Source organism: Amycolatopsis anabasis (assembly GCF_009765355.1).
GTDB lineage: Bacteria > Actinomycetota > Actinomycetes > Mycobacteriales > Pseudonocardiaceae > Amycolatopsis > Amycolatopsis anabasis.
The window spans coordinates 301,124-325,946 of record NZ_VTHK01000001.1; the positions used below are offsets into that span (position 1 = coordinate 301,124).

Genomic DNA, 24,823 nt, shown 5'->3' on the forward strand with positions numbered 1-24,823 from the left:
TCGATGGATCTACCCGCCGGTAGAACCACGACCCCGAACCCGAGCGAAGTGCACATGACTGCCTCCGGAGAGCCCGAGAAGAACCCGGCCCAGGTCGGGCGCCACAACCTCGACCCGCATCTCGACCGGTACGCGGCGCGCACCGCGGGGATGACGGCGTCGGAGATCCGGGCGCTCTTCGCGGTCGCGAGCCGGCCCGAGGTGGTCTCGCTCGCCGGGGGCATGCCGAACCTCGCCGCGCTCCCGCTGGACTCGCTGTCCGCGCAGGTCTCCGAGATCATCGCCGAGGACGGCCTGGTCGCCCTGCAGTACGGCTCGGCGCACGGTGTCCCCGCGTTACGCTCGCAGATCTGCGAGATCATGGCGCTGGAGGGCATCTCGGCCCACCCCGACGACGTGGTGGTCACCGTCGGCTCCCAGATGGGGCTGGACATGGTGACCCGGCTCTTCTGCGACCCCGGCGACATCGTGCTCGCCGAGGGCCCCTCCTACGTGGGCGCGCTCGGTTCCTTCGCCGCCTACCAGGCCCAGGTCGTGCACGTGACCATGGACGACGACGGCCTGGTCCCCGAAGCGCTGCGGGAAGCCTTGGCCCAAGCCGAGAACCGGGGACGCCGGGTCAAGTTCCTCTACACCATCCCGAACTTCCACAACCCCGCCGGTGTCACGCTCGCCGTCGAGCGCCGCGCCGAGATCCTGGAGATCTGCCGCCGGCACGGCGTCCTGGTGATCGAGGACAACCCGTACGGACTGCTCGGTTTCGACGGCCAGACCTACCCGGCCCTGCGGTCCACCGACCCGGACAACGTGGTCTACCTCGGTTCGTTCTCCAAGACGTTCGCCTCGGGGCTGCGCGTCGGCTGGGTGCTCGCGCCACACGCGGTGCGCGAAAAGCTCGTGCTGGCCGCGGAATCGGCCACGCTGTGCCCGCCCACGCTGAACCAGTTGATCGTCTCCCGCTACCTGGCCACCCACGACTGGAAGGGCCAGATCAAGAAGTTCCGGGAGAACTACCGCGAACGCCGGGACGCGATACTCTCCGCGCTGGAACAGCACATGCCGCCCGGCTGCACCTGGACCCGGCCCGACGGCGGCTTCTACGTCTGGGTCACCGTGCCGGAAGGCGTTGACACCAAAGCGATGCTGCCGCGCGCGGTGACCGCCCGGGTCGCCTACGCCTCGGGCACCGGGTTCTACGCCGACGGATTCGGCAGCCGGCAGATGCGGCTGTCCTACTGCTATCCGACCCCGGAACGGATCCGGGAAGGCGTGCGCCGCCTGGCCGCGGTGCTGGAGTCCGAAATGGACCTGGTGCGCACCTTCGGTAGCGTGACCACCCGCGCGATCTCGGGTCCGCAGACGCCGTCGCCCGACACCGCCTAGGTTTTCCAGCGTCCGCACCGGACGGTCGCGATCAATTGTCCACTGTAGACATTCTGATGAGGAGTTCCCGCGTGGCTGACCGTACCGTCGCCGTTCTCGCCGGTGGCCTTTCGCACGAACGCGACGTTTCGCTGCGGTCCGGCCGCCGGTTGTCGGCCGCACTGCGGGACGAGGGCATCCTCGTCGAGGAATGGGACACCGACGCCGGGCTCGTCGACCGGCTGCGCGCGCAGCGCCCGGACGCGGCCGTCGTCGCCCTGCACGGTGGCGAGGGCGAGAACGGCTCGGTGCAGACCGTGCTGGAAATGCTCGGGGTTCCGTTCGTGGGCACCAGCTCCCAGGGGTGTCGCCGCGCCTGGGACAAGCCGATCGCCAAGGCGATGATCGCGAAGGCCGGGTTCGTCACCCCGGACTGGGTCGTGCTGCCGCACAGCACGTTCCGCGAGCTCGGCGCGCAACACGTGCTGGACGCGATGGTCGAGCACCTCGGCCTGCCGCTGATCCTCAAACCGGACCAGGGCGGTTCGGCACTCGGCGCCCAGGTCGTGCGCGACGCCGGTGAGCTCCCCGCCGCGATGGTCGGCTGCTTCGCCTACGGCGACACCGTCCTCGCCGAGCGGTTCGTGGACGGGGTCGAGGTCGCGGTGACCGTGGTCGAACGCGAGCACGGCCCGGAAGCGCTGCCCGCGGTCGAGATCGTGCCGGAGAACGGGATCTACGACTACACCGCGCGCTACACCGCCGGGCTCACCGATTTCTTCGCCCCCGCTCGGCTGTCCGGCGACGCGGCGAAGGCGGTGGGGGAGCTGGCCGTCGCCGCGCACCGCGAACTCGGGCTGCGGGACATCTCCCGGACCGACGCGGTCGTCCAGCCGGACGGGACCGTCCAGTTCCTCGAGGTGAACCTTTCGCCGGGACTGACCGAGACCTCCACCGTGCCGATGGCGATGGAGGCCTCGGGCGCTTCCCTCGGGGTCGTGTTCACCGAACTCATCACGCGCGCCATCCAGCGCGCTCAGTAGCGCTTTCCGCCACGCTGCGCAATCATCACCGTGACGAAACAACCGTGGGTAATCCCTAGTCGATTTTCGGTGTCTGATTTGTCCCGTTCGGGTCCATCAGCGCGACGATCCGTTCGAGGTCGTCCACCGAGCCGAACTCGACCACGATCCGTCCCTTCCGGCGGCCTAGGTCGACCTTGACCCGGGTGTCGAAGGTGTCCGAGAGGCGGCTCGCGAGCTCCTGCAGCCCGGGCGCCTGGATCGGCTTGCGCGGCTGCTGCTTCTGCTTCGGCGGCGCCTCGCTCTTCTTGAGCGTCACCGCCTCCTCGGTCGCCCGCACCGACAGCCCTTCGGCGACGATCCGGGAGGCGAGCTCCTCCTGCGCGCCCGGGTCCTCCAGCGAGAGGAGCGCGCGGGCGTGCCCGGCGGACAGCACGCCCGCCGCGACCCGGCGCTGCACCGGCAGGGGGAGCTTCAGCAACCGGATGGTGTTGGTGATGACCGGCCGGCTGCGCCCGATCCGCCCGGCCAGTTCCTCGTGCGTCACCTCGAACTCGTCGAGCAGCTGCTGATAGGCCGCCGCCTCTTCCAGCGGATTGAGCTGCACCCGGTGGATGTTCTCCAGCAACGCGTCGCGCAGCATCGCCTCGTCCGCGGTCTGCCGGACGATGGCGGGAATGACCTCGAGCTCGGCCTGCTGCGAAGCCCGCAGCCGACGCTCGCCCATGACGAGCTCGTACTCGTCGCCCGGGAGCTCGCGCACCACGATGGGCTGCATGAGCCCGAACTCGCGGATCGAGTGCTCCAGCTCGGCCAGCGCATCCTCGTCGAAGACCTGGCGCGGCTGCTTGGGATTGGGCTTGATCGCGGAGACGGGCACCTCGCGATACACCGCGCCCGCCACCTCGCCGCCGACCGGCCGCACCGCGCCGTTCGCGGCGAACCAGTCCTTGTCGCCTTCCCGGGCAGCCGGTTCCGGCCGGACCTCCGGCGCCGCCCCCTCGGCGACGGCCGGACCGGTCGGAATCAGCGCGGCGAGCCCCCTGCCCAGCCCGCCCCTGCGCTCGGTCATGGTGTTCCCCTCTTCGTACCTCGCTCCGCGACCTCACGCGCCGCGTCCATGTAACTCATCGCACCCCGCGAACCGGGGTCGTAGGCGAGCACCGTCTGGCCGTAGCCGGGTGCCTCGGACACCTTCACGCTGCGCGGGATGACGGTCTTCAGCACCACCTCGCCGAAGTGGTTGCGCACCTCCTGCGTCACCTGGTCGGCCAGTTTGGTGCGGCCGTCGTACATGGTGAGCAGGATCGTGGACACCGCGAGCGTCGGGTTCAGGTGCTTCTGCACGAGGTCGATGTTGCTCAGCAGCTGCCCGAGACCTTCCAGCGCGTAGTACTCGCACTGGATCGGGATCAGCACCTCCTGGGCGGCCACCATCGCGTTCACGGTGAGCAGGCCGAGCGAGGGCGGGCAGTCGATGAAGACGTAGTCCACGCCGAGCTGATCGAACGCCTCGGCCGACAGCGCCTCCTTGAGCCGCGACTCGCGGGAGGTCATCGAGACGAGCTCGATCTCGGCACCGGCGAGGTCTATGGTCGCCGGCACGCAGAAGAGATTGGGGGACTGCTCGCTGACCGCGGCGGCCTCGGCCAGCGACACCTCGCCGAGGAGCACCTCGTACACGGACGGCGTGCCGGACCGGTGGTCGACGTTCAGCGCGGTGCTCGCGTTGCCCTGCGGGTCGAGATCGATCACCAGGGTCCGCAGCCCGTGCACGGCGAGCGCCGCGGCGAGGTTGACCGCGCTGGTCGTCTTGCCGACGCCCCCCTTCTGGTTGGCGACGGTGAGCACCCGGCGGTGGTCCGGGCGGGGCATGTTGTTCCCCTCGGGATGCAGGATGCGCGCGGCACGCTCCGCTTCCTCACCGATGGGCGTCCAGCCGACCTGGTGGCTGGTCGTGGGGTCTGACGAAGGCGGAGTCACCGGCCGAGCCACCTTCCCGTCGTCGACGCTGCGGGGGCGCTCCAAGCGCGCCGTTTCACGTGGAACATTCGTCGCTCCATAGTTGGTCGGCTCTCACACTCGGGTTGGGTACCTAATCTAGTCATCGCGAGTCATCCGGCCCTGCGCGCCTTGCCGGAACTGGTGCCGCGTCGTCGTCGCGGACCGGATGCTGTGTCGAGACGGGTGCGCTCCACGATCACGACCGTGGTGGGCGTCTCCAGGAGGCCCGCGCCGCACTCCGCCACTCTAAGGCGCGTCCCTCCCGCGCGAACCACCGCGGTCTCATCTCGCGCTACTTCTTCCCGCGCGCTCGCTCCCTTGAGCGCGAGCACGACCCCGCCGACCCGCGTGAGCGGGAGGCACCATCCGGCCAGCCGGGCGAGCGGGGCGACCGCCCGCGCGGTCACCACGTCGGCTAGCTCCAGCTCGTCCCGCACGGCCCGTTCTTCGGCGCGCCCCCGGACCACCGTAATCGCCAAGTCGAGCCGATCGGCGACCTCGGTCAGCCAGTCGACCCGGCGGGCCATCGGCTCGACGAGGACGAGATCGAGATCGGGACGCGCGATGGCGAGCGGGATCCCGGGAAGCCCCGCGCCGGAGCCCACATCGATCACGCGGCTGCCGTGGGCGATCCGTTCGCCGATCACCGCGGAGTTCAGCAGGTGCCGATCCCACAGCCGGTCCACCTCGCGCGGACCGATCAGCCCGCGCTCCACGCCGTGACGTTCCAGCAGCCCGGCGAACCGCCGGGCGTCGTCGAGGCCGTCCCCGAACACCCGGCTCGCGATCTCCGGCGTCGGCACGGAACCTTCGACGTCTTCCACCCAGCACTCCCTACGGTTTGTCGTTTCACGTGAAACCCGGTCCGCTCGATTGTCCCCGACGGCGGCACCGGATCCGTGCGCCGGGCCGAAACTGTGGACAACTCCACTGCCGGTTTCACGTGAAACGCGGTGCGCGGGTCACGGGGTCAGGCGGTACACCCGTGAGTCGCGAGCCGTGAAGCCCAGACGCTCGTAAAGGCGATTGGCGGAGCCTCGCGACGGGCGGGAAGTGAGGTCCACCGTCCGCGCCCCGGCCGCGCGCGCCAGCCGCACCGCCTCCTCGGGCCCGCGCGCCGACTCGTCCACCACCACGTCCTCGATCCGGGCGCGAAGCCCCGAGGGGATCGGAAACCGGACGAGGGTCAGCGTCCCGACGATCGGGCCGCCCGACCGCGCCAGCAGGACCGTGTTCGCGCCGCAGGCGACCATCGCCTCCAGCGCCGCTCGGTCGAGCGGCCGGGCCGTCCGGGACAACTGGGGAAGGAGCCGGGCGAACGCCTCGACCGTCTCGTCGGTGATCTCGCGGAGAACCTCAACCGTCACACTCACCAGACCAACCTACTGATCTCCGATGGTCGCCGGTTTCACGTGGAACCGGACCCACGAAAAAGGCGCGGCCCCTGCCGCAGTGGCAGGGGCCGCGCCCTGGAGATCGTTCGCCGGTCAGGAGTCGGGGAAGACCACCACGCGCCGCTTCGGGTCCTCGCCCTCGCTTTCGCTGTGCACTCCGTCGATCGCGGCGACCGCGTCGTGCACGACCTTCCGCTCGAACGGGCTCATCGGCTGGAGCCGGACCCGCTCGCCGGTGGAGAGCACCGTCTCCGCGGTGGACCGGCCGAGCTCGCGCAGCTCCTCGCGGCGGTCCGCCCGCCAGCCCGCGATGTCCAGCATCAGGCGGCTGCGCGATCCGGTCTCCTGCTGAACGGCCAGCCGGGTCAGCTCCTGCAGCGCCTCCAGCACCGTGCCCCGGACGCCGACCAGTTTCTCCAGATCGTCCCCACCGTCGATGCTGACGATCGCCCGGCCCGCTTCGACGTCCAGATCGATGTCGCCGTCGTAGTCCAGGAGATCGAGCAGGCGCTCCAGGTAGTCACCCGCGATGTCGCCTTCCTTGACGAGCGCGTCGTCATCCGCGGCGGCGGACTGCTCGTCGGCGGCCTCCGCCGGTTTGCCCGCCTCGTCCTGCTCGGTGTCGATCGCTTCGACCGTCTCCGACATCCCTGTTCTCCTCTGTGTCTTTATGAGCAACGCGCACGCGCGTCAACGACGCTTCCGGCCCGGCTTCTTCGTCGAGTCACTGATCAGGCCGGGCACCCCGGTGCCGTTCCCGTCCGAGCTCTTCTGCTCCGAGTTCTTGTTGCCCGCGGCGGGCTTCTTCGACTGGCTCGCGTTCTTGGGCCTGGTCGGCTGCTGGGCGAACTTGTGCGGCGAACCGGCCTTGGGGTTCTTCCTGCCGTTCGACGACTGGCCGCTCTGCCCGGAGTCCGCTTGAGACGTCTTCTTCTGCTGCACCGGCTTCTGGCCGGGCTTCGGCTTCTGCCCCGGCTTCGGCCCGAGCGCCGCGCGCTTCTCGATCGCCTCCGCCTTCTTGGCGTCCTCTTCCTTGTCGATGCGCGTGTAGACGAACCGCTGCTGCATCAGCGTCCAGCCGTTGTTCGCCAGCCAGTAGAAGAGCAGGCCGAGCGGGAACAGCGCACCGAACACCAGCACGCCGAGCGGGAAGACGTACATCGTCAGCTTGTTCATCATCGCGGTCTGCGGGGTGGCCGCCGCCGCGTTCTGCCGCTGCACCGAGTGCCGCGCGGTCAGGTGGGTGGCGATGCTCGCCACGATCATCAGCGGGATCGCGACCGGCGCCACGTTCCAGTGCCAGCCGCCACCGGCGCCGCCGACGATCGTCGCGTTGTGGATCGCCTCACCGAGGTTGACCCCGAACAGCTTGGCGTTCACATACGACTCGACCCCGGCCTGGTCGAAGAAGTAGTTCTCGGTCTTCGGGCCACCGTTGGGGTTCACGGTGAACATCCGCAGCACGTGGTTCAGACCGATGAACACCGGGATCTGCAGCAGCATCGGCAGGCAGCTGCCGAGCGGGTTCACGCCGTGCTCGCGCTGGAGCTTCTGCATCTCCGCGGCCTGGCGCTGCTTGTCGTTCGCGTACTTCTTCTGAATCTTCTTCAGTTCCGGCGCGAACTCCTGCATCTTCTTCATCGACCGGACCTGGTTCACGAACGGCTTGAACATGATGCCGCGCACGGTGAACGTCAGGAAGATGATGCCCAGGATCCACGAGATGGCGGTGGCCTCGCCGAAGACGAACCCGAAGACCTTGTGCCAACACCACAGGATGAAGGACACCGGGTAGTAGATGAAATCGAGCACTGAGCTACTCCTCGATCGATGTGTCAGGTCTCGGGGTGTGCCGCCACGAGAACTTCTCGGGCACCGGATCACGGCCCGGTGGTGTCCACGGGCCGCAGCGCAAGAGCCGGCGGGCGGCGAGGTACGAGCCTCGAGCCGCGCCGTGCCGGGTCAGGGCTTCCACCGCATACGCGCTGCAGCTCGGGTAGAACCGGCAGGCGGGCGGGAAGAAAGGGGAGATCACTTTGCGGTAGAACCGGATGGGCAGGAGCAGCACCCAGGCCACCGGGCCGGGCCGGGTGACCCCCGCCGGCTCTTCGGTCGTGGCATTCCGAGTTTCGTTCACACCGCAGATCCGTTGTCGTCGTCGCCGCGAGCAGTGGTGGCCCGGGGAGCACCGGGACGAACCGGCCGGTGCCCGGGACCCAGTCCCAGCCGCCGGAACGCCGCGTCGAGGTCCGAGCCGAGTTCCATGCTGGTCGCGGTGGCCGCCGGAGGTAAAGCCCGAATGACCAACGAGCTACCCGGCGGAAGTGTTCCGAGCCTGGCCGCCACCAGGTGCCGGAGCCGCCGGGTGACCCGGTGGCGCACCACCGAATTGCCGACGGCCTTGCTCACCACGAAACCCGCCCGGGCGGGCCCGGGCGGGTTCGCGGTGTTCAACGCGTGGACGACGAGGCGCCGCCGCCCGGCGCGGGACCCCTTGCGCATGACCACGCGGAAGTCCTCGCTGCGCCGCAGGCGCGCGGCAGCAGGCAGCATGACGTGCCTCGTCGTGGCCGCGATCAGGCGGACAGCTTCTCGCGGCCCTTGCGACGGCGGGCCGCCAAGATGGCCCGGCCGGCACGGGTACGCATCCGCAGCCGGAACCCGTGGGTCCGGGAGCGACGGCGGTTGTTCGGCTGGAAGGTGCGCTTGCCCTTGCTCACGGCTCAACTTCTCCTGTGTCTCGGCCTCTCCGGCAGCCGTTTTCGGCCGTCGTCAGGCGTGTCGTGCGTGCAGCACGGCGGTCTGTGGTGTCTCCTACCATCGTGTAATTCCCGGCTCCGCCACGTCGAGTGACGTGGACCCGGGCACGCGAACGGCACCCGCCGCAAGCGGGAGACCTTACGAGGGTACGCACCCGGCTCGGTGACACCGAAACCGGCCCCCCGACCACCGAACGCTACCGCTAGACTGCCCGCGAGCGAGCACGCTCCAGCACCGAATGGCGACACGCCGTACACCGTGAAATGCTTGCCACCAACGATGTCTTGTGGCTAAGCGAAACGCTTGTTAGCGTGCCTTTTCTTGAGTCACCGGTCGCGGTGCGGTCGCCGCCGTCGGAGGAAGTGGAGACTCCGGCAGGCGTAGGGAGCACCCGCAGGTGGAGTGGCTGCGGGTCGCCGTACATTAGTGCACAGTTGTGGACAACTTTGTGGATACCTGCTGCGCGGGGTGACTATAGAAAGCTGCGAAGCCGCTCGATGGAGTGGAGTGTGCGCCGCCAGGGGTGAGGTTGTCCGGGTTCGACGCTGTCGGGGAGACGCGGGGGAGGGGAGCGGAGCAGGTGTCCGAGCACCAGATGAATCTGGGTGTCGTGTGGGAACAGGTCGTCCGGGAACTTTCGGACGGCACCCTGTCCCCGCAGCAACGGGCGTGGATGCGCGTCACCCGCCCGATCGGCCTGCTGGATGGCACCGCGCTCCTGGCCGCCCCGAGCGACTTCGCCAAGGAGGCCATCGAACGGGCGCTGCGCGAACCGATCACCCACGCGCTCTCCCGCCGCCTCGGCCGCGCGGTGTCCCTCGCCGTGAAGGTCGACGCCGCCGACGGCATCGCCAGCCCGCCCCCGCCGCCCTATCAGGCGTCCCCCCCGAGGGTGGAAAACGGCGCCGCACCCGCCCCCGAGCAACCGAAGCTGCCGCCCAAGATGCCGCCGATCGAGGACGGCATGCTGCCGCCGGTCCGGCACCCGCGGATCCAGCAGCCGGAACCGGTCCCGTCCGGGGCCGACGACGACGGTGACGAAGAGGTCGACGAGGAAGGCGAGGCGCTCGCCACCGCGCAGGACATCTGGCCGATGTTCTCCGGCCAGCCGATCGCCGGGCAGCCCTACACCGCGCCCGCGCAGCCGCAGACCTCCAAGACCCGGCTCAACGAGAAGTACAACTTCGACACCTTCGTGATCGGCGCGTCCAACCGGTTCGCGCACGCGGCCGCGTTCGCGGTGGCCGAGGCGCCGTCGCGCGCCTACAACCCGCTGTTCATCTGGGGCGAATCCGGGCTGGGCAAGACCCACCTGCTGCACGCGGTCGGGCATTACGCGCAGCGGCTGTTCCCCGGGATGCGGGTGCGGTACGTGTCGACCGAGGAATTCACCAACGACTTCATCAACTCGCTGCGCGACGACCGCAAGGTCGCGTTCCAGCGCCGCTACCGGGACATCGACATCCTGCTGGTCGACGACATCCAGTTCCTGGAAGGCAAGGAAGGAACCCAGGAGGAGTTCTTCCACACCTTCAACACGCTGCACAACGCGAACAAGCAGATCGTGGTCTCCTCGGACCGGCCGCCCAAGCGCCTGGAAACCCTGGAGGACCGGCTGCGCACCCGGTTCGAATGGGGCCTGATCACCGACATCCAGCCACCCGAGCTGGAGACCCGCATCGCGATCCTGCGGAAGAAGGCCGCGCAGGACCGGCTCGCGGTTCCCGGTGAGGTGCTGGAGTTCATCGCCGCGCGCATCGAGGCGAACATCCGCGAACTCGAGGGCGCGCTGATCCGGGTCACCGCGTTCGCGTCGCTGAACCAGCAGCCGGTGGACGTCGGCCTGGCCGAGATCGTGCTGCGCGATCTGATCCCGGATTCGCAGGCGCCGGAGATCAGCGCGCCGACGATCATGGGCGTCACCGCGGACTTCTTCGACGTGACCATGGACGACCTGTGCGGCCCGGGTAAGACGAAGGCACTCGCCACCGCGCGGCAGATCGCCATGTACCTGTGCCGCGAGCTGACCGACATGTCCCTGCCGAAGATCGGCCAGACCTTCGGCGGCCGCGACCACACCACGGTCATGCACGCGGACAAGAAGATCCGCAAGGAGATGGCCGAGCGCCGCCGGATCTACGACCAGGTGCAGGAACTGACCTCCCGCATCAAGCAGCGCGCTCGGCAATGACAACTGGTGCCGGACCGCTCGAGGTGAGGGCCGAGCGCGGTGCACGCGGGCCGAAACACGCTTTTCGTTTCGGGCTGCCGATCAAACACTGCGCTCGGCAATAACGCGCAACGCGTCCAACCCGGTGGCGATCGCCGGGTGGTCCGCGCTGCCCCGGCGGACGCACATGACGAACCGGCGCGACGGCGTCGACACTCCCCGCAGCGGCACCCGCACCACCTCGTGCTGGGGCGGGATCGGCGCGAGCCGCGGCAGCAGGCACACCCCGAACCCCGCGGCGACCAACGCCGACACCGCGAACCATTCCTTGGCGTGCTGGGCGATCCGCGGCGAGAACCCGGCGGCCGCGCACGCCGCCAATAACAAGGTATGGGTGTCGTTGTCGAACGGCTTGACGATCCACGGTTCCCCGGCCGCCTCGACGAGTTCGACGCCGCGCCGGTTCGCCAGGCGATGTCCCAGCGGCACCAGCAGATCCTGCGGATCGTCGAGCAGCGGCCACTGCTCGAACCGCGGATCGTCCGCGGGCGGGACCTCCGGGGTGGGCAGCACGACCGCGATATCCGCCTCGTCGGCGAGCAAGAGTTCGTAGCAGTCCGCGCTTTCGTGCTCGCTCATGTGCACCCGCAGCCGCGGATGGGAATCGCGCAGTTCCACCGCCGCCGGGACGAAGAGCGCGGCCACCACCGACGACAACCCGCACAGCCGCAACGGCCCGGCCTCACCGTCCGCCGACGCGGCGATCTCCGCCCGCGCCCGTTCCCAGTGGATCGCCAGGGAATCCGCGTGCTCGAGCAGGATCCGCGCGGCCGGGGTCAGCCGCACCAGGCGGCCCTCGCGCCGGAGCAGTTCGGCGCCGACATCGCGGGCGAGGAGGCGAATCTGTTGGGACACCGCGGAAGGCGTGAGGTGCAGCGCGTGCGCGGTGGCGGTGACCGTCCCGCGCTCGGCGAGCACCCGCAGGACTCGTACCCGGCGCAGATCAATCATGTAGTCCAAGCTAACGCTTTTCGTCGAAATAGTTTCGATGGACCTGCAAGGATTTCCGGGCCGAGACTCGGGTCATGCCCGCGATCCCCGCACCCGTGTTCCTGCTCGGCAGCGTCGTCAGCATTCAATTCGGCCAGGCGTTCGGGAAGCAGCTCTCCGCGCACACCGGGCCCGCGGGCGCGATCGCGCTCCGGCTCGGTTTCGCCGCGGTGCTGTTGCTCGTGATCCACCGCCCCGCGCTGCCGCCGTGGAACCGCGTACCGCTGGTACTGGGTTTCGGCACCGCCATCGCGGGGATGAATCTGATCTATCCCGCGCTGCGCTTTCTGCCACTCGCGGTCGCGAGCACGATCCAGTTGCTCGGCCCGCTCGCCGTGGCGATCGTGACCTCGCGCCGGTTTTCCGATCTCTGCTTCGGTTTGCTCGCCGTGCTCGGAGTGTGGTTGTGCGGCAACCCGTTCTCCGCACCGCTGCCGCTGCCCGGCGTCGCGTTCGCCCTCGCGTCCGCGGTTTCGATGGGCGCCTATCTGTTACTGAGCCGCCGCGCGGGCACGGGTTCGGTCGACGGTTCGGCGCTCGCGCTCGCGGTGGCGTGGGCGGCGGTGCTCACGATTCCCTTCGGCGCCACGGAAATCGGCGCCGCGTTCGGCGAACCCCGGGGTGCTGCTCGCCGGTCTCGGCGTCGCCGTGCTCACCGCGGTCCTTCCTTATTCCCTCGAGTTCGCCGCGTTGCGCCACCTGTCTCCCGGCGCCGCGGGCATATTGGTGAGCCTCGAACCGGCGGTCGCGGGAGTCGCGGGAATCCTGATCCTGGCCGAGATTCCGGATCTGCCCGGCTGGCTCGGGATCGGCTGCGTGGTGTGCGCGGCCGCGGCCGTCACCGCCCGCGCGCGCCGCGTCGCCCGCCGTGGCAAGGAAAACCGTGAGCGTGACCGAGTGATGTCCCCGCGGTGACGGGGAAATCGCGCGCACGCGTGGCACCGCTCACAACTTCGGTCGCGCGAACCCGTTGACATCACTCGGAGGGGCGGTCTTCGCGGCGCGCGGCGGCGTGGAGGGCCTGGGCACAGATCGACCCACAGCTGGGGACATCTGTGTGGACAACTGTGGATGGGTGTGGACCGCTTGTGGGGACGCCCGAGTTCTCCACCGCTCGCTCAGACTGTCCACCGGCCGCGCACCCGACATGTCCACACCCGGCCGCGCGACCAGACCTGCGACAACGGCGGATTTCCACACAACCCACAACGCTTATTACTGTCACTGCCCTTGGTTCTTCGAAGAAGAGAACAAAAGAAAAACAACCGGGCTGTGGAACTGGGGACAGCCGACACCTCCGCGTCACCTTGTCGACATGTCGACGGGCCGACCCGAATGACGCGCACGGCGGTCACGTTCTAACGTGGAGGCCCACACCTGGCCCGCTCGTCGTTGGCGACACCGGCATCCGGGCCGCACACCACACCGCGAACTCCGGCCGACCGCTGCCCAGCGCGCCCGGAGGGGTTTGTCGATCTTCTCGAGCCGGAGGGGCTCGGCTGTCGAAAGGATGGGCTCATGAAGATCCGCGTCGAGCGTGACGGGCTGGCCGACGCCGTCGCGTGGGTGGCGAGAAGCCTGCCGTCCAGGCCACCTGTTCCGGTGCTGGGTGGTGTGCTGCTCGACGCCGGGTCGGACGGCGCCACCGACGCCCTGACCGTTTCCGGATTCGACTACGAGGTGTCGGCGACCGTGGGCGTACCCGCGACGATCGCCGACGGCGGCCGCCTGCTGGTCTCCGGCCGCCTCCTCGCCGACATCACCAAGGCGCTCCCCGCCCAGCCGGTGGAGATCTCGGTCGACGGCGCCCGCGCCTCGATCACCTGCGGCAACGCCCGGTTCAGCCTGCCGACCATGCCGGTCGAGGACTATCCCCAGCTCCCCGCCCAGCCCGCCTTCGCCGGTGAGCTCGCGGGCGACGCGTTCGGCCAGGCGGTCACCCAGGTCGCGGTCGCCGCCGGCAAGGACGACACGCTGCCGATGCTCACCGGGATGCGGCTGGAGATCTCCGGCAGCTCGCTGACCATGGTCGCCACCGACCGGTTCCGGCTCGCGATGCGCGAGTTCGCCTGGGAGCCGGCCGAGGGGCTGGAGGACGCGGCGGTGCTGGTGCCCGCGCGCACGCTCGCCGAGGCGGCGAAGTCGCTCGGATCGAGCGGCGCCAAGGTCCGGCTCGCGCTCGCCAGCGGGGAAGGCCTGCTCGGGTTGTCCGGTTCCGGCCGGTACACCACGACCCGGCTGCTCGACGCCGAGTTCCCGCCGTACCGCCAGCTGCTCCCGTCCCAGCACACCTCCCGCGCGGTGATCAACGTCGGCACGCTGACTGACGCGATCAAGCGCGTGTCGCTGGTCGCCGAGCGGGGCACCCAGGTGCGGCTCGAGTTCGCCGAGGGGCTGCTGCGGCTGTCCGCCGGTGGCGACGACGAGGGCAGCGCCGAGGAAGAGCTGCCGGTCGACTACGAGGGTGAGGCGGTGACCATCGCGTTCAACCCGGGCTACCTGGTGGACGGGCTGGGCGCGCTGCACGCCGACCGGGCGGAGCTGACGTTCACCACGCCGAACCGACCCGCGCTGATCAAACCGGCCAACGACGAGGGCGAGGTCGTGCCCGGTTACCTGTACCTGCTGATGCCGGTCCGCCTCCCCGGCTGACGGCCGCGATACAACGTTCCGCCCAAGAGCAAGAGGGGATTTCCATGGTGCAGCTCGGCCTGATCGGTCTCGGCAAGATGGGTTTCAACATGCGCGAGCGGCTGCGTGCCGCCGGGCATGAGGTGGTCGGTTACGACCGCAACCCCGAGGTCAGCGACTCCGAGTCGCTGGCGGATCTGGTGTCCAAGCTGAGTGCTCCGCGGATCGTGTGGGTGATGGTCCCGGCCGGGGAGCCCACCCGGGCCACGGTCGCCGAACTGGGCGAGCTGCTCAGCGAGGGCGATCTGGTGATCGACGGCGGCAACTCCAAGTTCACCGACGACAAGATCAACGCGGAGTTGCTGGCCGGGCACAAGGTCGGCTACCTCGACGTGGGCGTCTCCGGTGGCGTGTGGGGCAAGGACAACGGGTACGGCCTGATGGTCGGCGGCGCCGCGGCCGACGTCGAGCGGGCGATGCCGATCTTCGACGCGTTGCGCCCGGAAGGTCCGCGGGAGGAAGGCTTCTCCCACGCCGGGGCGGTCGGCGCCGGGCATTACGCGAAGATGGTGCACAACGGCATCGAGTACGGGTTGATGCAGGCGTTCGCCGAGGGCTTCGAGCTGCTCGAGTCGGCGAAGGTCGTGGAGGACGTGCCCGCGGTGATCAAGGGCTGGCAGCGGGGCACCGTGGTCCGGTCCTGGCTGCTGGACCTGCTGGTGCGGGCGCTGGACGAGGATCCGGAGCTGGATGATCTCGAGGGGTATGTCGAGGATTCCGGCGAGGGCCGGTGGACGCTGGAAGAGGCGATCAACAACGCGGTGCCCGCGCCGGTGATCTCGGCGGCGTTGTTCGCCCGGTTCGCCTCGCGCCAGGAGGACTCGGCCGCGATGCGCGCGGTGGCCGCGCTGCGCAACCAGTTCGGCGGGCACGCGGTCAAGAAGGTCGGCGGCTAGGCGCCTGCCGGTGTATCTCCGTCATCTGCAGGTCACGGATTTCCGGTCGTGGGAGCTCGTCGACCTGCCGTTGGAGCCGGGGCCGACCGTGCTGGTCGGCCCGAACGGACGGGGCAAGACGAACCTCCTGGAGGCGATCGGGTACGTCGCCACCCTCGGTTCGCACCGGGTGGCCACCGACGCGCCGCTGATCCGGCACGGCTGTGCGCGGGCACTGGTCCGCGTCGCGGTGATCAACGAAGACCGGGAACTGACCGTCGAACTGGAGATCACTCCGGGCAAGGCGAACCGCGCCCGGGTGAACCGGGGCGCGGTCGGCAAACCCCGGGACGTCCTCGGGATCCTGCGGACCGTGCTGTTCTCCCCGGAGGACCTCGCGCTGGTCCGCGGCGATCCCGGGGAGCGGCGGCGGTTCCTCGACGAACTGCTGGTGCTGCGCGCGCCGCGGTATGCCGGGGTCCGCGCCGACTACGACCGCGTGCTCAAACAGCGGAACGCCCTGCTCAAAACGGCGGGGAAGCGCAAGGGCACCCGGGAGGATCCGTACGCGCTGTCCACCCTCGAGGTCTGGGACAACCACCTGGCCACGACCGGGGCGCAGCTGCTGGCCGCGCGGCTGGACCTGGTCGCCGATCTCGCGCCGCACGCTTCGGCGGCCTATGCCGGGGTCGCGCCGGATTCGCGGCCCACCGAGATCCGGTACCGGTCGAGCCTGGGCGAGGCGCTGCCCGCGGACTACGGCGTTCCCGGTGGCGCGCGGGCGGACATCGGCGAGCTGACCGAAGTGCTGCTGCGGGCGCTGGCCGACTCGCGCCAGGCCGAGCTGGAACGCGGGGTGAGCCTGGTCGGGCCGCACCGGGACGAGCTGGACCTGGTCCTCGGCGAGGCCCCGGCGAAGGGGTACGCGAGTCACGGCGAGTCGTGGTCGTTCGCGCTGGCCCTGCGGCTCGGCTCGTACGAACTCCTGCGTGGCGAAGCCGGGGAACCGGTGTTGCTGTTGGACGATGTGTTCGCCGAGCTGGACCGGCGCCGCCGGGCCCGGCTGGCCGAGGTCGCCGCGGGCGCGGAGCAGGTGCTCGTCACCGCGGCGGTGGACGAGGACGTGCCGGCCGAACTCGCCGGAACCCGGTTCGCGGTGGCAGAAGGTGAGGTCAAACGTGTCTGAAGGCCCGATGCCAAGATCAAGTCAGATACGCAAGGTGATCGCGGACACACAAGTTACCCACCGATCTGGGGACAAACCTGTGGATAGTGTGGATAACACCGTGAACGCGTTATCGCCGCGCGTGATCAAGAGGCCGAATGAGGGGACTGATTCCCCTCACTTGAGCGGTCCCCCGGCAGAGGAGGACGCGGAGGGCACCGAGCGTAACGTGGACGCTGGGCTAAACGTGAATGGGGGTACACAAACCACCGGCCGCGATCTGGCCAAGGCCGCGCTCGAGGCGGCCCGGCAGAAGGCGGCCGAGCGGGGTACCCCACCCGGCCGGCGCAAAGCGGGCAAACCGAGCGCCGGCGGGTTCGCCCAGAACCCGCGCCGCCGCCGCTGGTCCGGGGCGGGGGCGGATCCGCGCGATCCCCAGCCGCTCGGGCGGCTCGCCTCCCGGCTGGCCGTCGACCTCGGCTGGAACGACCGGCTCGCCAACGGCCAGGTGTTCGGGCGGTGGGCCCGCCTGGTCGGGGAGGAGGTCGCCGAGCACGCCCAGCCGGTCGCGTTGAAGGACGGCGAACTGACCGTGCGGGCGAGCTCGACCGCCTGGGCCACCCAGCTCCGGCTGCTCCAGGGCCAGCTCCTCGCGAAGATCGCGGCGGGGGTCGGCCACGGCGTGGTGAAGCGGATGCGGATCCACGGTCCGACGGCGCCGAGCTGGCGGAAGGGACTGCGGCACGTCTCCGGCCGCGGACCGCGCGACACCTACGGCTGAAGGGCTTCGTTCTCCCCCGGATGAGTGCGCCGAGGGGCCCCGGCATGACAGTCAGCTACAACCGGACCCGTCTGTGGTCGAGTTCGTGGCTCTGTGACGAAATCAGGGGTGTCCTTGCCGCATGTGTGCGGACGTGGCCAAGTAGGATGGAGGGAGCGAGCGTCCCCCTTGGGCGAGACGAGGAGAAATCAGGCCGGTGGCAGCTAACAAGAACGAGTACGGCGCGTCTTCGATCACCGTGCTCGAGGGCCTCGAAGCGGTCCGCAAGCGTCCAGGCATGTACATCGGCTCCACCGGCGAGCGCGGTCTCCACCACCTGGTCCAGGAGGTGGTGGACAACTCCGTCGACGAGGCGATGGCCGGGTACGCGACCAAGGTCGAAGTCACCCTGCTCGCCGATGGTGGGGTCCGGGTGGTCGACGACGGCCGCGGCATCCCGGTCGAGATGCACCCCAAAGAAAAGAAGCCGACCGTCGAGGTCGTGCTGACCCAGCTGCACGCGGGCGGCAAGTTCGACAGCGACTCCTACGCGGTGTCCGGCGGCCTGCACGGCGTCGGCGTGTCCGTGGTGAACGCGCTGTCCACCGCGCTCGATGTGGAGATCAAGGTCGGCGGCAAGCTCTGGAAGCAGCATTACGAGCGGTCGGAGCCGCAGGAGCTGATCGAAGCGGGCGCCGCGGACAGCACCGGCACCACGGTGACCTTCTGGGCGGACCCGGACATCTTCGAGACCACCACCTACAACGCGGAGACGATCGCGCGGCGGCTGCAGGAGATGGCGTTCCTGAACAAGGGGCTCACCCTCAGCCTGCGTGACGAGCGGGTGGCGGAGGAGGACACCGAGGAGGACGCCGGTGGTCAGCAGGCCCGGGTCAAGGAACGCGTCTACCACTACCCGGGCGGGCTCGAGGACTTCGTCAAGCACATCAACGGCAGCAAGGACCCGATCCACAAGAGCGTGATCTCCTACGAGGCCAAGGGCGACGGCCTCGAGGTCGAGGTCGCGATGCAGTGGAACAACGGCTTCACGCCGTCGGTCTACACGTTCGCCAACACGATCAACACGCACGAGGGCGGCACCCACGAGGAGGGCTTCCGCGCGGCGCTGACCCGGGTGGTCAACGCGTATGCGCGGGACAAGAAACTCCTCAAGGAGAAGGACCAGAACCTGACCGGTGACGACGTGCGCGAGGGCCTCGCCGCGATCGTCTCGATCAAGCTCGCCGAACCGCAGTTCGAGGGGCAGACCAAGACCAAGCTGGGCAACAGCGAGGCGAAGTCCTTCGTGCAGACCAAGTCCAACGAGTGGCTGGCCGACTGGTTCGAGCGCAACCCGGCCGAGGCCAAGATCATCATCAACAAGGCGGTCTCCAGCGCGCAGGCGCGGATGGCCGCGCGCAAGGCCCGCGATCTGGTGCGCCGCAAGGGCGCGCTGGACATCGGCGGCCTGCCCGGGAAGCTGAAGGACTGCCGGTCCACCAAACCCGAGGAATGCGAGCTCTACATCGTCGAGGGTGACTCGGCGGGCGGTTCGGCCAAGGAAGGCCGCGACTCCATGTACCAGGCGATCCTGCCGATCCGCGGCAAGATCATCAACGTGGAGAAGGCCCGGATCGACCGGGTGCTGAAGAACAACGAGGTCCAGTCGCTGATCACCGCGCTGGGCACCGGGATCCACGACGACTTCGACGTGAGCAAGCTGCGCTACCACAAGATCGTGCTGATGGCCGACGCCGACGTGGACGGCCAGCACATCACCACCCTGCTGCTCACCCTGCTGTTCCGGTTCATGACTCCGCTGATCGAGAACGGGCACGTCTTCCTCTCCCGCCCGCCGCTGTACAAGATCAAGTGGCCGCGTTCCGAGCCGGAGTACGCCTACTCCGACCGCGAGCGCGACGCGCTGATCCAGCGCGGCGTGGAGGCCGGCCGGAAGCTGCCGAAGGACGACGCGATCCAGCGGTACAAGGGTCTCGGCGAGATGAACGCCGAGGAGCTGTGGGAGACCACCATGGATCCGGCCAACCGGCTGCTGGGCCAGGTCACCCTGGACGACGCCGCGCAGGCGGACGACCTGTTCTCCGTGCTGATGGGCGAGGACGTCGAAGCGCGGCGGTCGTTCATCACCCGCAATGCCAAGGATGTTCGCTTCCTGGACGTGTAGTCCGCCCCTGACTCAGCTGTCCACATCGGACTGACCTCGGTAAGAAGGACCAGATGACGGAAACCTTGCCGCCGGAACACGATCGCATCGAACCGGTCGACATCCAGCACGAGATGCAGCGCTCGTACATCGACTACGCGATGAGCGTGATCGTGTCGCGGGCGCTGCCGGACGTGCGCGACGGCCTCAAGCCGGTGCACCGCCGGGTGCTCTACTCGATGTACGACTCCGGGTTCCGGCCCGAGCGCGCGCACAACAAGTGCTCGCGCGTCGTCGGCGACGTGATGGGCAACTACCACCCGCACGGTGACGCGTCGATCTACGACACCCTGGTGCGCCTGGCCCAGCCGTGGGCGATGCGGTACCCGCTGGTCGACGGGCAGGGCAACTTCGGTTCCTCGGGCAACGATCCCGCGGCCGCCATGCGGTACACCGAGGCGCGGCTCGCGCCGCTGGCCATGCACATGCTGGCCGACATCGAAGAAGAGACCGTCGACTTCTCCGACAACTACGACGGCCGCACCCAGGAACCGGACGTCCTGCCCAGCCGGTTCCCCAACCTCCTGGTCAACGGCGGTTCCGGGATCGCGGTCGGGATGGCGACCAACATCCCGCCGCACAACCTGCGCGAGGTCGCCGAAGGCGTCTCGTGGGCGCTGGACAACTTCGAGGCCACCGACGACGAACTGCTCGCGGCCCTGCTGCAGCGGATCAAGGGGCCGGACTTCCCGACCAGCGGCCAGATCCTCGGCACCCAGGGCATCGAGGACGCCTACCGCACCGGGCGCGGCTCGGTCCGGATGCGCGCGGTGGTCGAGGTCGAGGAGGACGCCAAGGGCCGCACCATCCTGGTGGTCAGCGAGCTGCCCTACCAGGTCAACCCGGACAACCTGGTGGAGAACATCGCCACCCTGGTGCGCGACGGCAAGCTCGTCGGGATCGCGGACATCGCCGACGAATCCAACAGCCGCAGCGGGATGCGGATCGTGGTCACGCTCAAGCGGGACGCGGTCGCCAAGGTCGTGCTGAACAACCTCTACAAGCACACCCAGCTGCAGTACAACTTCGGCGTCAACATGCTGGCCCTGGTCGAGGGCGTGCCGCGCACGCTGCGGCTCGACCAGATCATCCGGCACTACGTCAAGCACCAGATCGACGTCATCGTCCGGCGCACCCGGTTCCGGTTGCGGAAGGCCGAGGAGCGGGCCCACATCCTGCGCGGCCTGGTCAAGGCGCTGGACGCGCTCGACGAGGTCATCGCGCTGATCCGGCGGTCGCCCTCGGCGGACGAGGCCCGGCCCGGCCTGATGGAGCTGCTCGACATCGACGAGATCCAGGCGACCGCGATCCTGGACATGCAGCTGCGCCGCCTCGCCGCCCTGGAACGCCAGAAGATCATCGACGAACTGGCCAAGATCGAGGCCGAGATCGCCGACCTGAACGACATCCTGGCCAAGCCCGAGCGGCAGCGGCAGATCATCAAAGACGAGCTCATGGAGATCGTCGAGAAGCACGGCGACGACCGGCGCACCCAGATCATCCCGTTCGACGGCGACGTCAACGTCGAAGACCTGATCGCGGTCGAGGACGTCGTGGTGACCATCACCCGCACGGGTTATGCCAAGCGGACGAAGACGGATCTGTACCGGTCGCAGAAGCGCGGCGGCAAGGGCGTGCAGGGCGCCCAGCTCAAGCAGGACGACATCGTGCAGCACTTCTTCGTGTGCTCCACGCACGACTGGATCCTGTTCTTCACCAACAAGGGCCGGGTGTACCGGGCCAAGGCCTACGACCTGCCCGAGGCCAACCGCAGCGCCCGCGGCCAGCACGTGGCGAACCTGCTCGCGTTCCAGCCGGACGAGCAGATCGCCGGCGTCATCCAGATCAAGAACTACGACGTCGCCCCGTACCTGGTGCTCGCCACCCGGCGGGGGCTGGTGAAGAAGACCAAGCTCACCGACTTCGACTCCAACCGCTCCGGCGGCCTCATCGGCGTCAATCTGCGCGAAGGCGACGAACTGGTCGGCGCGGTGCTCGCCTCCGCCGAGGACGACCTGCTGCTGGTCTCCTCCGACGGGCAGTCCATCCGGTTCCACGCCACCGACGAGGCGCTGCGGCCGATGGGCCGGGCCACCTCGGGCGTGCTCGGGATGCGGTTCAACGAGGGTGACGAGCTGCTCGGCATCAGCGTGGTCAAACCGGAGAAGTTCCTGCTCGTCGCCACCGACGGCGGTTACGCCAAGCGGACGCCGATCGACGACTACCCGGTCCAGGGACGTGGCGGCAAGGGTGTGCTCACCATTCAGCACGACCGGAAACGTGGCAGGCTGGTGGGGGCGCTCATCGTCGACGAGGATGACGAGCTCTACGCCATCACCTCGAGCGGCGGGGTCATCCGGACCGCCGCGAACCAGGTGCGCAAGGCCGGCCGGCAGACCAAGGGAGTGCGGCTGATGAACCTCGGTGAGGGGACCACGCTGCTCGCGGTCGCACGCAACGCGGACGAGCCCTCGGACGTCGGTAATGGTGGGAATGGCGATGAAGGAGACGACAGCACGGCGCCGGCGGAGTAATGGCGCCTTACTCGGTAAGGATTGACTGTTCGTGACACCACCCGAGAACTCCGAGCGGCGCGGCCCCAACGGCACGACGACCGGACCGGACACCCCGCCGCCCTGGCAGCGGCTGGGCAAGGACTCCGGAAACGGTGCCGCCGAGACCGAGAGTTTCGGCAACCAGTGGTCGGCGGGGCAGCTGCCCGCGGACACCACGGCGCAGCAGGAGCACCCGGGACCGGCCGCCGAGGAGACGCGCGGCCCGGACACCGGTGAACAGCCGGTGGTCACCGGGACCGCCGCGCGCCGCCTGTTCGGCGACCCCGCCGACACCGGCAGCGGCCAGGCCGTCCGCGACGACGGGCGCCCCGGTCGAGTCCGGGACGCCGTGGGCGTGGGGGTCGCCGGCAGCAAGGGCCGCGCCACCCCCACCGCCCTGCGCCGCCCGGGCCGCGGTCCCCGGCGCGCCAGCCTGCAGATCAAACGGTTCGACCCGTGGTCGGTGCTCAAGCTCTCGCTCGTGCTCGGCGTCGCCCTGTTCTTCGTGTGGCTCGTCGCCGTCGGCGTGCTCTACACCGTGCTCGACGGCATGGGCGTCTGGGACAAGCTGAACGGCACCTACACGAGCCTGGTGCAGGGCGAAGGCAACGCGGTCGCGACCGATCCGCTGATCAGCGCCGGGCGCGTGTTCGGCATCGCCGCCATCATCGGTGCGATCAACATCGTGCTCATCTCGGCGCTGGCCACGGTCAGCGCGTTCATCTACAACGTGTCCGCCGACCTCGCGGGCGGTCTGGAGGTCACCCTTTCGGAGCGAGAGTAACCCGATTGCAGCGCCCCCCGGGGCGTCAGGTAATCTCTCTACTCGTTCCACGGGCCTATAGCTCAGGCGGTTAGAGCGCTTCGCTGATAACGAAGAGGTCCCAGGTTCAAGTCCTGGTAGGCCCACATTCCGTGTGTTCAAGGGGCTCGGCTGGCGCCGAGCCCCTTTTCCCGTTGTCCCGTTTTGTTGTGGGGGCCGAGCCCCCACACCCCCACGTTCCGAGCTCCTTGCGTTGGTAGAGCTGGGCGCGATTGGCTTGGACCAGCGCCCGGCCGGATCGCCGGGGTGTTCAGGGTTGGTTTACCGGTCGTTCCACGTGGAACGTGAGGTGGGGCACACGATGTGGGGCAAGTGTGCTTATTGTTCGCGGCGTTCGCGGGATTCGGCGGCCGCGGCTTCTTCCCGGGCTCGCCGGGCTTCGGCTTCCTTGTCGGCGATCTCCTGTTGTGCGCCCGCCTTGTCTTGTTGTGCCTTGCCTTCGCGTTCCAGCGTGTCGTTGCCGAGAAAGGTGCCCGCGGTCTCCTTCGCCTTGCCCTTGAGGTCCTCGACGGCGCCCTTGACGCCTTCTCGCTGTTCGTCTCGTTCCGTCACTGCGCTACCTCCTTTGGTGACCGTCTCCCTCCACCTACCCGGGGCGAACACCGGGCAAACGGAGGGTGGGGGCGTGCAGTAGCATCGACAGGCAAGCCGAGCAAGCTGTCGAAGGGGGCTTCACGTGAAGAAACTGTTGGCGCTCGCGGCCATCGCTGGTGGTGTGCTGTTCGTGATCAAGCGCAACAAGGACGCCAAGGCCGAAGCTGACCTCTGGCGCGAGGCCACCGCCCCCGCGGACCGTCCCCTCAGCGGCGTGTCCAGCAACGGCAGCGCCCCCGCCAAGGCCAGCTCCTCGGACGCGGCCAGCAACAACTGAACTTCCGCGGGCGCCCGTCGCCCGCACCAGGGGCTGTAGCTCAATTGGTAGAGCACTGCCTTTGCAAGGCAGGGGTCAGGGGTTCGATTCCCCTCAGCTCCACCCGAGTCGTGTTCGGTCGCCTTTCGGCGACCTTCCCGTTGTTCTGTTTCGTTGTGGGGGCCGAGCCCCCACCCCCCCACGTTCCGAGCTCCTTTCGTTGGTAGAGCTGGGCGCGACTTGCTTGGACCAGCGGTGGTTGGTTCGCGTGTTGAAGCGGTTGCGCGGGAAGTTCAGCCGCTTGGGGGGAGGGTGCTGGGGGTGGCCGTGGGTGGGCGGCCCGAGCCGGTGCCGGTGAGTTTCACGAACGACGCCGGGCCGGGCAGGTTCTGGTGCACCACCAGCCGGGCCGTGCGGTTTCCCGGGGCGGCCGGGGTGAAGCGCAGCGTGATGGCGCATTCGTCGCCGGGGTCGAGATTCGCGGCGCCGCAGTCGGTTCCGGTGCGGTCGACGGCGAACTCGGCGCGGTGCGGTCCGTCGAACTCCAGCTTGGTGATCTTCAACGGCGCGCCGCCGGTGCTGCGTACCTCGATCGCCGGGCAGGTATGCGCGGTGCGCGGTGCGCCGCGGCCGCAGTCGAGGGTGGCGGGCAGCGAGATCCCGGGTTTGACGGTTTTCGGTGAACTCGGCGCCCGCGTCGGCGGTTCGGCCGCGGCGGGGGCGACCGGGAACGTGTTCTGGTGTTCGCCGTTCAGGGATTTCCCGCGGATCAGATCGGTGAGCGTGACCCCGCTGACGGTGAGCGCCACCGCACCGATCGCCAGCAGCACCGCGGCGATCGCCCGCACGCCGCGGGCCGTCCCGTCCGCTCCGGTCAGCCCCGCCGCGGTGAGCACCGCGAGCGAAGCGGCGCCGAGCAGGGTGGGCACCGGTCCCTCCCCGAAGGCAGTGGGAATCACCGTGCCGAGAATCGACCCGGCGACGGTGACCAGGAGGCCGAACGGTGAGAAGCTCTTGGCGCGGCGCAGGTTCTCGCGGGTCGTGGGCGGCGCGGCTTCGTCCGCGTGGTCGGTCATCCGGCACCGCCCTTCGCCCGTGTCCGGGAAACGAGCGTGCGC

At 69.2% G+C, this 24,823-nt stretch carries 25 protein-coding genes and 2 tRNA genes; 14 read left to right on the forward strand and 13 right to left on the reverse strand.

Going from position 1 to position 24,823, the window contains the following annotated elements; genetic code table 11:
• The first annotated feature begins 54 nt into the window (after positions 1 to 54).
• The gene (locus FXO23_RS01495; RefSeq protein WP_158879689.1) at positions 55 to 1,383 is read left to right on the forward strand and encodes an aminotransferase-like domain-containing protein; all 1,329 of its coding nucleotides are present in this window, start codon (positions 55 to 57) and stop codon (positions 1,381 to 1,383) included.
• Positions 1,384 to 1,454: 71 nt separating this feature from the next.
• Positions 1,455 to 2,405, forward strand: a complete 951-nt coding sequence (locus FXO23_RS01500) for a D-alanine--D-alanine ligase family protein (protein ID WP_158879691.1) — start codon at positions 1,455 to 1,457, stop codon at positions 2,403 to 2,405.
• Positions 2,406 to 2,460: 55 nt separating this feature from the next.
• On the opposite strand, the gene FXO23_RS01505 is transcribed toward FXO23_RS01500, so the two are convergent.
• The 9 genes from FXO23_RS01505 to rpmH all read right to left on the reverse strand — a co-directional run bounded on the left by FXO23_RS01505 (position 2,461) and on the right by rpmH (position 8,502).
• Positions 2,461 to 3,456 (reverse strand): ParB/RepB/Spo0J family partition protein, encoded by a 996-nt coding sequence (locus FXO23_RS01505; protein WP_158879693.1) that lies wholly within the window; start codon positions 3,454 to 3,456, stop codon positions 2,461 to 2,463.
• Positions 3,453 to 4,367 carry a ParA family protein gene (locus tag FXO23_RS01510; protein ID WP_158879695.1) on the reverse strand — a complete coding sequence of 305 codons (915 nt, stop codon included), beginning with the start codon at positions 4,365 to 4,367 and terminating at the stop codon, positions 3,453 to 3,455. Before FXO23_RS01510 ends, FXO23_RS01505 begins: the two co-directional genes overlap by 4 nt.
• A gap of 131 nt (positions 4,368 to 4,498) precedes the next feature.
• Entirely contained in the window at positions 4,499 to 5,212 is a 714-nt protein-coding gene (rsmG, locus tag FXO23_RS01515) for a 16S rRNA (guanine(527)-N(7))-methyltransferase RsmG (protein WP_158879697.1), read from the reverse strand.
• A gap of 138 nt (positions 5,213 to 5,350) precedes the next feature.
• The gene (locus tag FXO23_RS01520; protein ID WP_158879699.1) at positions 5,351 to 5,761 is read right to left on the reverse strand and encodes a GNAT family N-acetyltransferase; all 411 of its coding nucleotides are present in this window, start codon (positions 5,759 to 5,761) and stop codon (positions 5,351 to 5,353) included.
• A gap of 114 nt (positions 5,762 to 5,875) precedes the next feature.
• Positions 5,876 to 6,430: a Jag family protein gene (locus FXO23_RS01525; protein WP_158879701.1), complete on the reverse strand. Its 555-nt coding sequence runs from the start codon at positions 6,428 to 6,430 to the stop codon at positions 5,876 to 5,878.
• Positions 6,431 to 6,472: 42 nt separating this feature from the next.
• Positions 6,473 to 7,594, reverse strand: a complete 1,122-nt coding sequence (yidC, locus tag FXO23_RS01530) for a membrane protein insertase YidC (RefSeq protein WP_158879703.1) — start codon at positions 7,592 to 7,594, stop codon at positions 6,473 to 6,475.
• A 4-nt stretch (positions 7,595 to 7,598) separates the two neighbouring features.
• Positions 7,599 to 7,919: a membrane protein insertion efficiency factor YidD gene (yidD, locus tag FXO23_RS01535; protein ID WP_179956642.1), complete on the reverse strand. Its 321-nt coding sequence runs from the start codon at positions 7,917 to 7,919 to the stop codon at positions 7,599 to 7,601.
• Positions 7,916 to 8,335 carry a ribonuclease P protein component gene (rnpA, locus tag FXO23_RS01540; RefSeq protein WP_158879705.1) on the reverse strand — a complete coding sequence of 140 codons (420 nt, stop codon included), beginning with the start codon at positions 8,333 to 8,335 and terminating at the stop codon, positions 7,916 to 7,918. The genes yidD and rnpA overlap by 4 nt, the downstream gene beginning before the upstream one ends.
• 23 nt (positions 8,336 to 8,358) lie before the next feature.
• Positions 8,359 to 8,502, reverse strand: coding sequence for a 50S ribosomal protein L34 (gene rpmH, locus FXO23_RS01545; protein WP_028924291.1), 144 nt, complete (start codon positions 8,500 to 8,502; stop codon positions 8,359 to 8,361).
• A 620-nt stretch (positions 8,503 to 9,122) separates the two neighbouring features.
• Here rpmH and dnaA point away from each other — a divergent pair.
• The gene (gene dnaA, locus FXO23_RS01550) at positions 9,123 to 10,733 is read left to right on the forward strand and encodes a chromosomal replication initiator protein DnaA (protein ID WP_158879707.1); all 1,611 of its coding nucleotides are present in this window, start codon (positions 9,123 to 9,125) and stop codon (positions 10,731 to 10,733) included.
• Positions 10,734 to 10,814: 81 nt separating this feature from the next.
• Here the strand turns inward: dnaA and FXO23_RS01555 are convergent, their stop codons facing one another.
• Positions 10,815 to 11,723 carry a LysR family transcriptional regulator gene (locus tag FXO23_RS01555; protein WP_158879709.1) on the reverse strand — a complete coding sequence of 303 codons (909 nt, stop codon included), beginning with the start codon at positions 11,721 to 11,723 and terminating at the stop codon, positions 10,815 to 10,817.
• A gap of 124 nt (positions 11,724 to 11,847) precedes the next feature.
• Positions 11,848 to 12,012 (reverse strand): hypothetical protein, encoded by a 165-nt coding sequence (locus FXO23_RS52625; protein ID WP_218951871.1) that lies wholly within the window; start codon positions 12,010 to 12,012, stop codon positions 11,848 to 11,850.
• Positions 12,013 to 12,410: 398 nt separating this feature from the next.
• On the opposite strand from FXO23_RS52625, the gene FXO23_RS52630 reads away from it, so the two are divergent.
• The 9 genes from FXO23_RS52630 to FXO23_RS01600 all read left to right on the forward strand — a co-directional run bounded on the left by FXO23_RS52630 (position 12,411) and on the right by FXO23_RS01600 (position 22,941).
• Entirely contained in the window at positions 12,411 to 12,677 is a 267-nt protein-coding gene (locus FXO23_RS52630; protein WP_425484830.1) for an EamA family transporter, read from the forward strand.
• A 603-nt stretch (positions 12,678 to 13,280) separates the two neighbouring features.
• Positions 13,281 to 14,414, forward strand: coding sequence for a DNA polymerase III subunit beta (dnaN, locus tag FXO23_RS01565; RefSeq protein WP_158879711.1), 1,134 nt, complete (start codon positions 13,281 to 13,283; stop codon positions 14,412 to 14,414).
• Positions 14,415 to 14,422: 8 nt separating this feature from the next.
• Positions 14,423 to 15,349, forward strand: coding sequence for a phosphogluconate dehydrogenase (NAD(+)-dependent, decarboxylating) (gene gnd, locus FXO23_RS01570; RefSeq protein ID WP_281356465.1), 927 nt, complete (start codon positions 14,423 to 14,425; stop codon positions 15,347 to 15,349).
• A gap of 10 nt (positions 15,350 to 15,359) precedes the next feature.
• A complete protein-coding gene (gene recF / locus FXO23_RS01575; RefSeq protein WP_158879715.1) occupies positions 15,360 to 16,514 on the forward strand; it encodes a DNA replication/repair protein RecF in 1,155 nt (384 codons plus the stop codon).
• Positions 16,515 to 16,740: 226 nt separating this feature from the next.
• Positions 16,741 to 17,274, forward strand: coding sequence for a DciA family protein (locus FXO23_RS01580; RefSeq protein WP_158879718.1), 534 nt, complete (start codon positions 16,741 to 16,743; stop codon positions 17,272 to 17,274).
• Between the two features lie 196 nt (positions 17,275 to 17,470).
• Positions 17,471 to 19,438 carry a DNA topoisomerase (ATP-hydrolyzing) subunit B gene (gene gyrB, locus FXO23_RS01585; RefSeq protein WP_158879721.1) on the forward strand — a complete coding sequence of 656 codons (1,968 nt, stop codon included), beginning with the start codon at positions 17,471 to 17,473 and terminating at the stop codon, positions 19,436 to 19,438.
• A 53-nt stretch (positions 19,439 to 19,491) separates the two neighbouring features.
• A complete protein-coding gene (gyrA, locus tag FXO23_RS01590; protein WP_158879723.1) occupies positions 19,492 to 22,011 on the forward strand; it encodes a DNA gyrase subunit A in 2,520 nt (839 codons plus the stop codon).
• A gap of 31 nt (positions 22,012 to 22,042) precedes the next feature.
• Positions 22,043 to 22,816, forward strand: a complete 774-nt coding sequence (locus tag FXO23_RS01595; protein WP_158879726.1) for a DUF3566 domain-containing protein — start codon at positions 22,043 to 22,045, stop codon at positions 22,814 to 22,816.
• A gap of 51 nt (positions 22,817 to 22,867) precedes the next feature.
• Positions 22,868 to 22,941, forward strand: a tRNA-Ile gene (locus FXO23_RS01600).
• A gap of 232 nt (positions 22,942 to 23,173) precedes the next feature.
• Here FXO23_RS01600 and mbp1 read toward each other — a convergent pair.
• Positions 23,174 to 23,407 (reverse strand): microaggregate-binding protein 1, encoded by a 234-nt coding sequence (gene mbp1 / locus FXO23_RS01605; protein ID WP_158879729.1) that lies wholly within the window; start codon positions 23,405 to 23,407, stop codon positions 23,174 to 23,176.
• Positions 23,408 to 23,531: 124 nt separating this feature from the next.
• Here mbp1 and FXO23_RS01610 point away from each other — a divergent pair, with 124 nt between their 5' ends.
• A complete protein-coding gene (locus FXO23_RS01610) occupies positions 23,532 to 23,726 on the forward strand; it encodes a DLW-39 family protein (protein ID WP_158879731.1) in 195 nt (64 codons plus the stop codon).
• A 29-nt stretch (positions 23,727 to 23,755) separates the two neighbouring features.
• Positions 23,756 to 23,828, forward strand: a tRNA-Ala gene (locus tag FXO23_RS01615).
• A gap of 170 nt (positions 23,829 to 23,998) precedes the next feature.
• On the opposite strand, the gene FXO23_RS01620 is transcribed toward FXO23_RS01615, so the two are convergent.
• Positions 23,999 to 24,781: a hypothetical protein gene (locus tag FXO23_RS01620; RefSeq protein ID WP_158879734.1), complete on the reverse strand. Its 783-nt coding sequence runs from the start codon at positions 24,779 to 24,781 to the stop codon at positions 23,999 to 24,001.
• Between the last annotated feature and the right edge of the window lie 42 nt (positions 24,782 to 24,823).

What these genes read in the sequence shown, in the direction of transcription:
- FXO23_RS01555 (WP_158879709.1), bottom strand. Translation starts at nt 11,723, where the DNA reads ATGATTGATCTGCGCCGGGTACGAGTCCTGCGGGTGCTCGCCGAGCGC.
- FXO23_RS01525 (WP_158879701.1), bottom strand. Translation starts at nt 6,430, where the DNA reads ATGTCGGAGACGGTCGAAGCGATCGACACCGAGCAGGACGAGGCGGGC.
- dnaN (WP_158879711.1), top strand. Translation starts at nt 13,281, where the DNA reads ATGAAGATCCGCGTCGAGCGTGACGGGCTGGCCGACGCCGTCGCGTGG.
- gyrA (WP_158879723.1), top strand. Translation starts at nt 19,492, where the DNA reads ATGACGGAAACCTTGCCGCCGGAACACGATCGCATCGAACCGGTCGAC.
- FXO23_RS01495 (WP_158879689.1), top strand. Translation starts at nt 55, where the DNA reads ATGACTGCCTCCGGAGAGCCCGAGAAGAACCCGGCCCAGGTCGGGCGC.
- FXO23_RS52625 (WP_218951871.1), bottom strand. Translation starts at nt 12,012, where the DNA reads ATGGCGGTGCCGAAACCCAGTACCAGCGGTACGCGGTTCCACGGCGGC.
- FXO23_RS01620 (WP_158879734.1), bottom strand. Translation starts at nt 24,781, where the DNA reads ATGACCGACCACGCGGACGAAGCCGCGCCGCCCACGACCCGCGAGAAC.
- FXO23_RS01505 (WP_158879693.1), bottom strand. Translation starts at nt 3,456, where the DNA reads ATGACCGAGCGCAGGGGCGGGCTGGGCAGGGGGCTCGCCGCGCTGATT.
- rnpA (WP_158879705.1), bottom strand. Translation starts at nt 8,335, where the DNA reads ATGCTGCCTGCTGCCGCGCGCCTGCGGCGCAGCGAGGACTTCCGCGTG.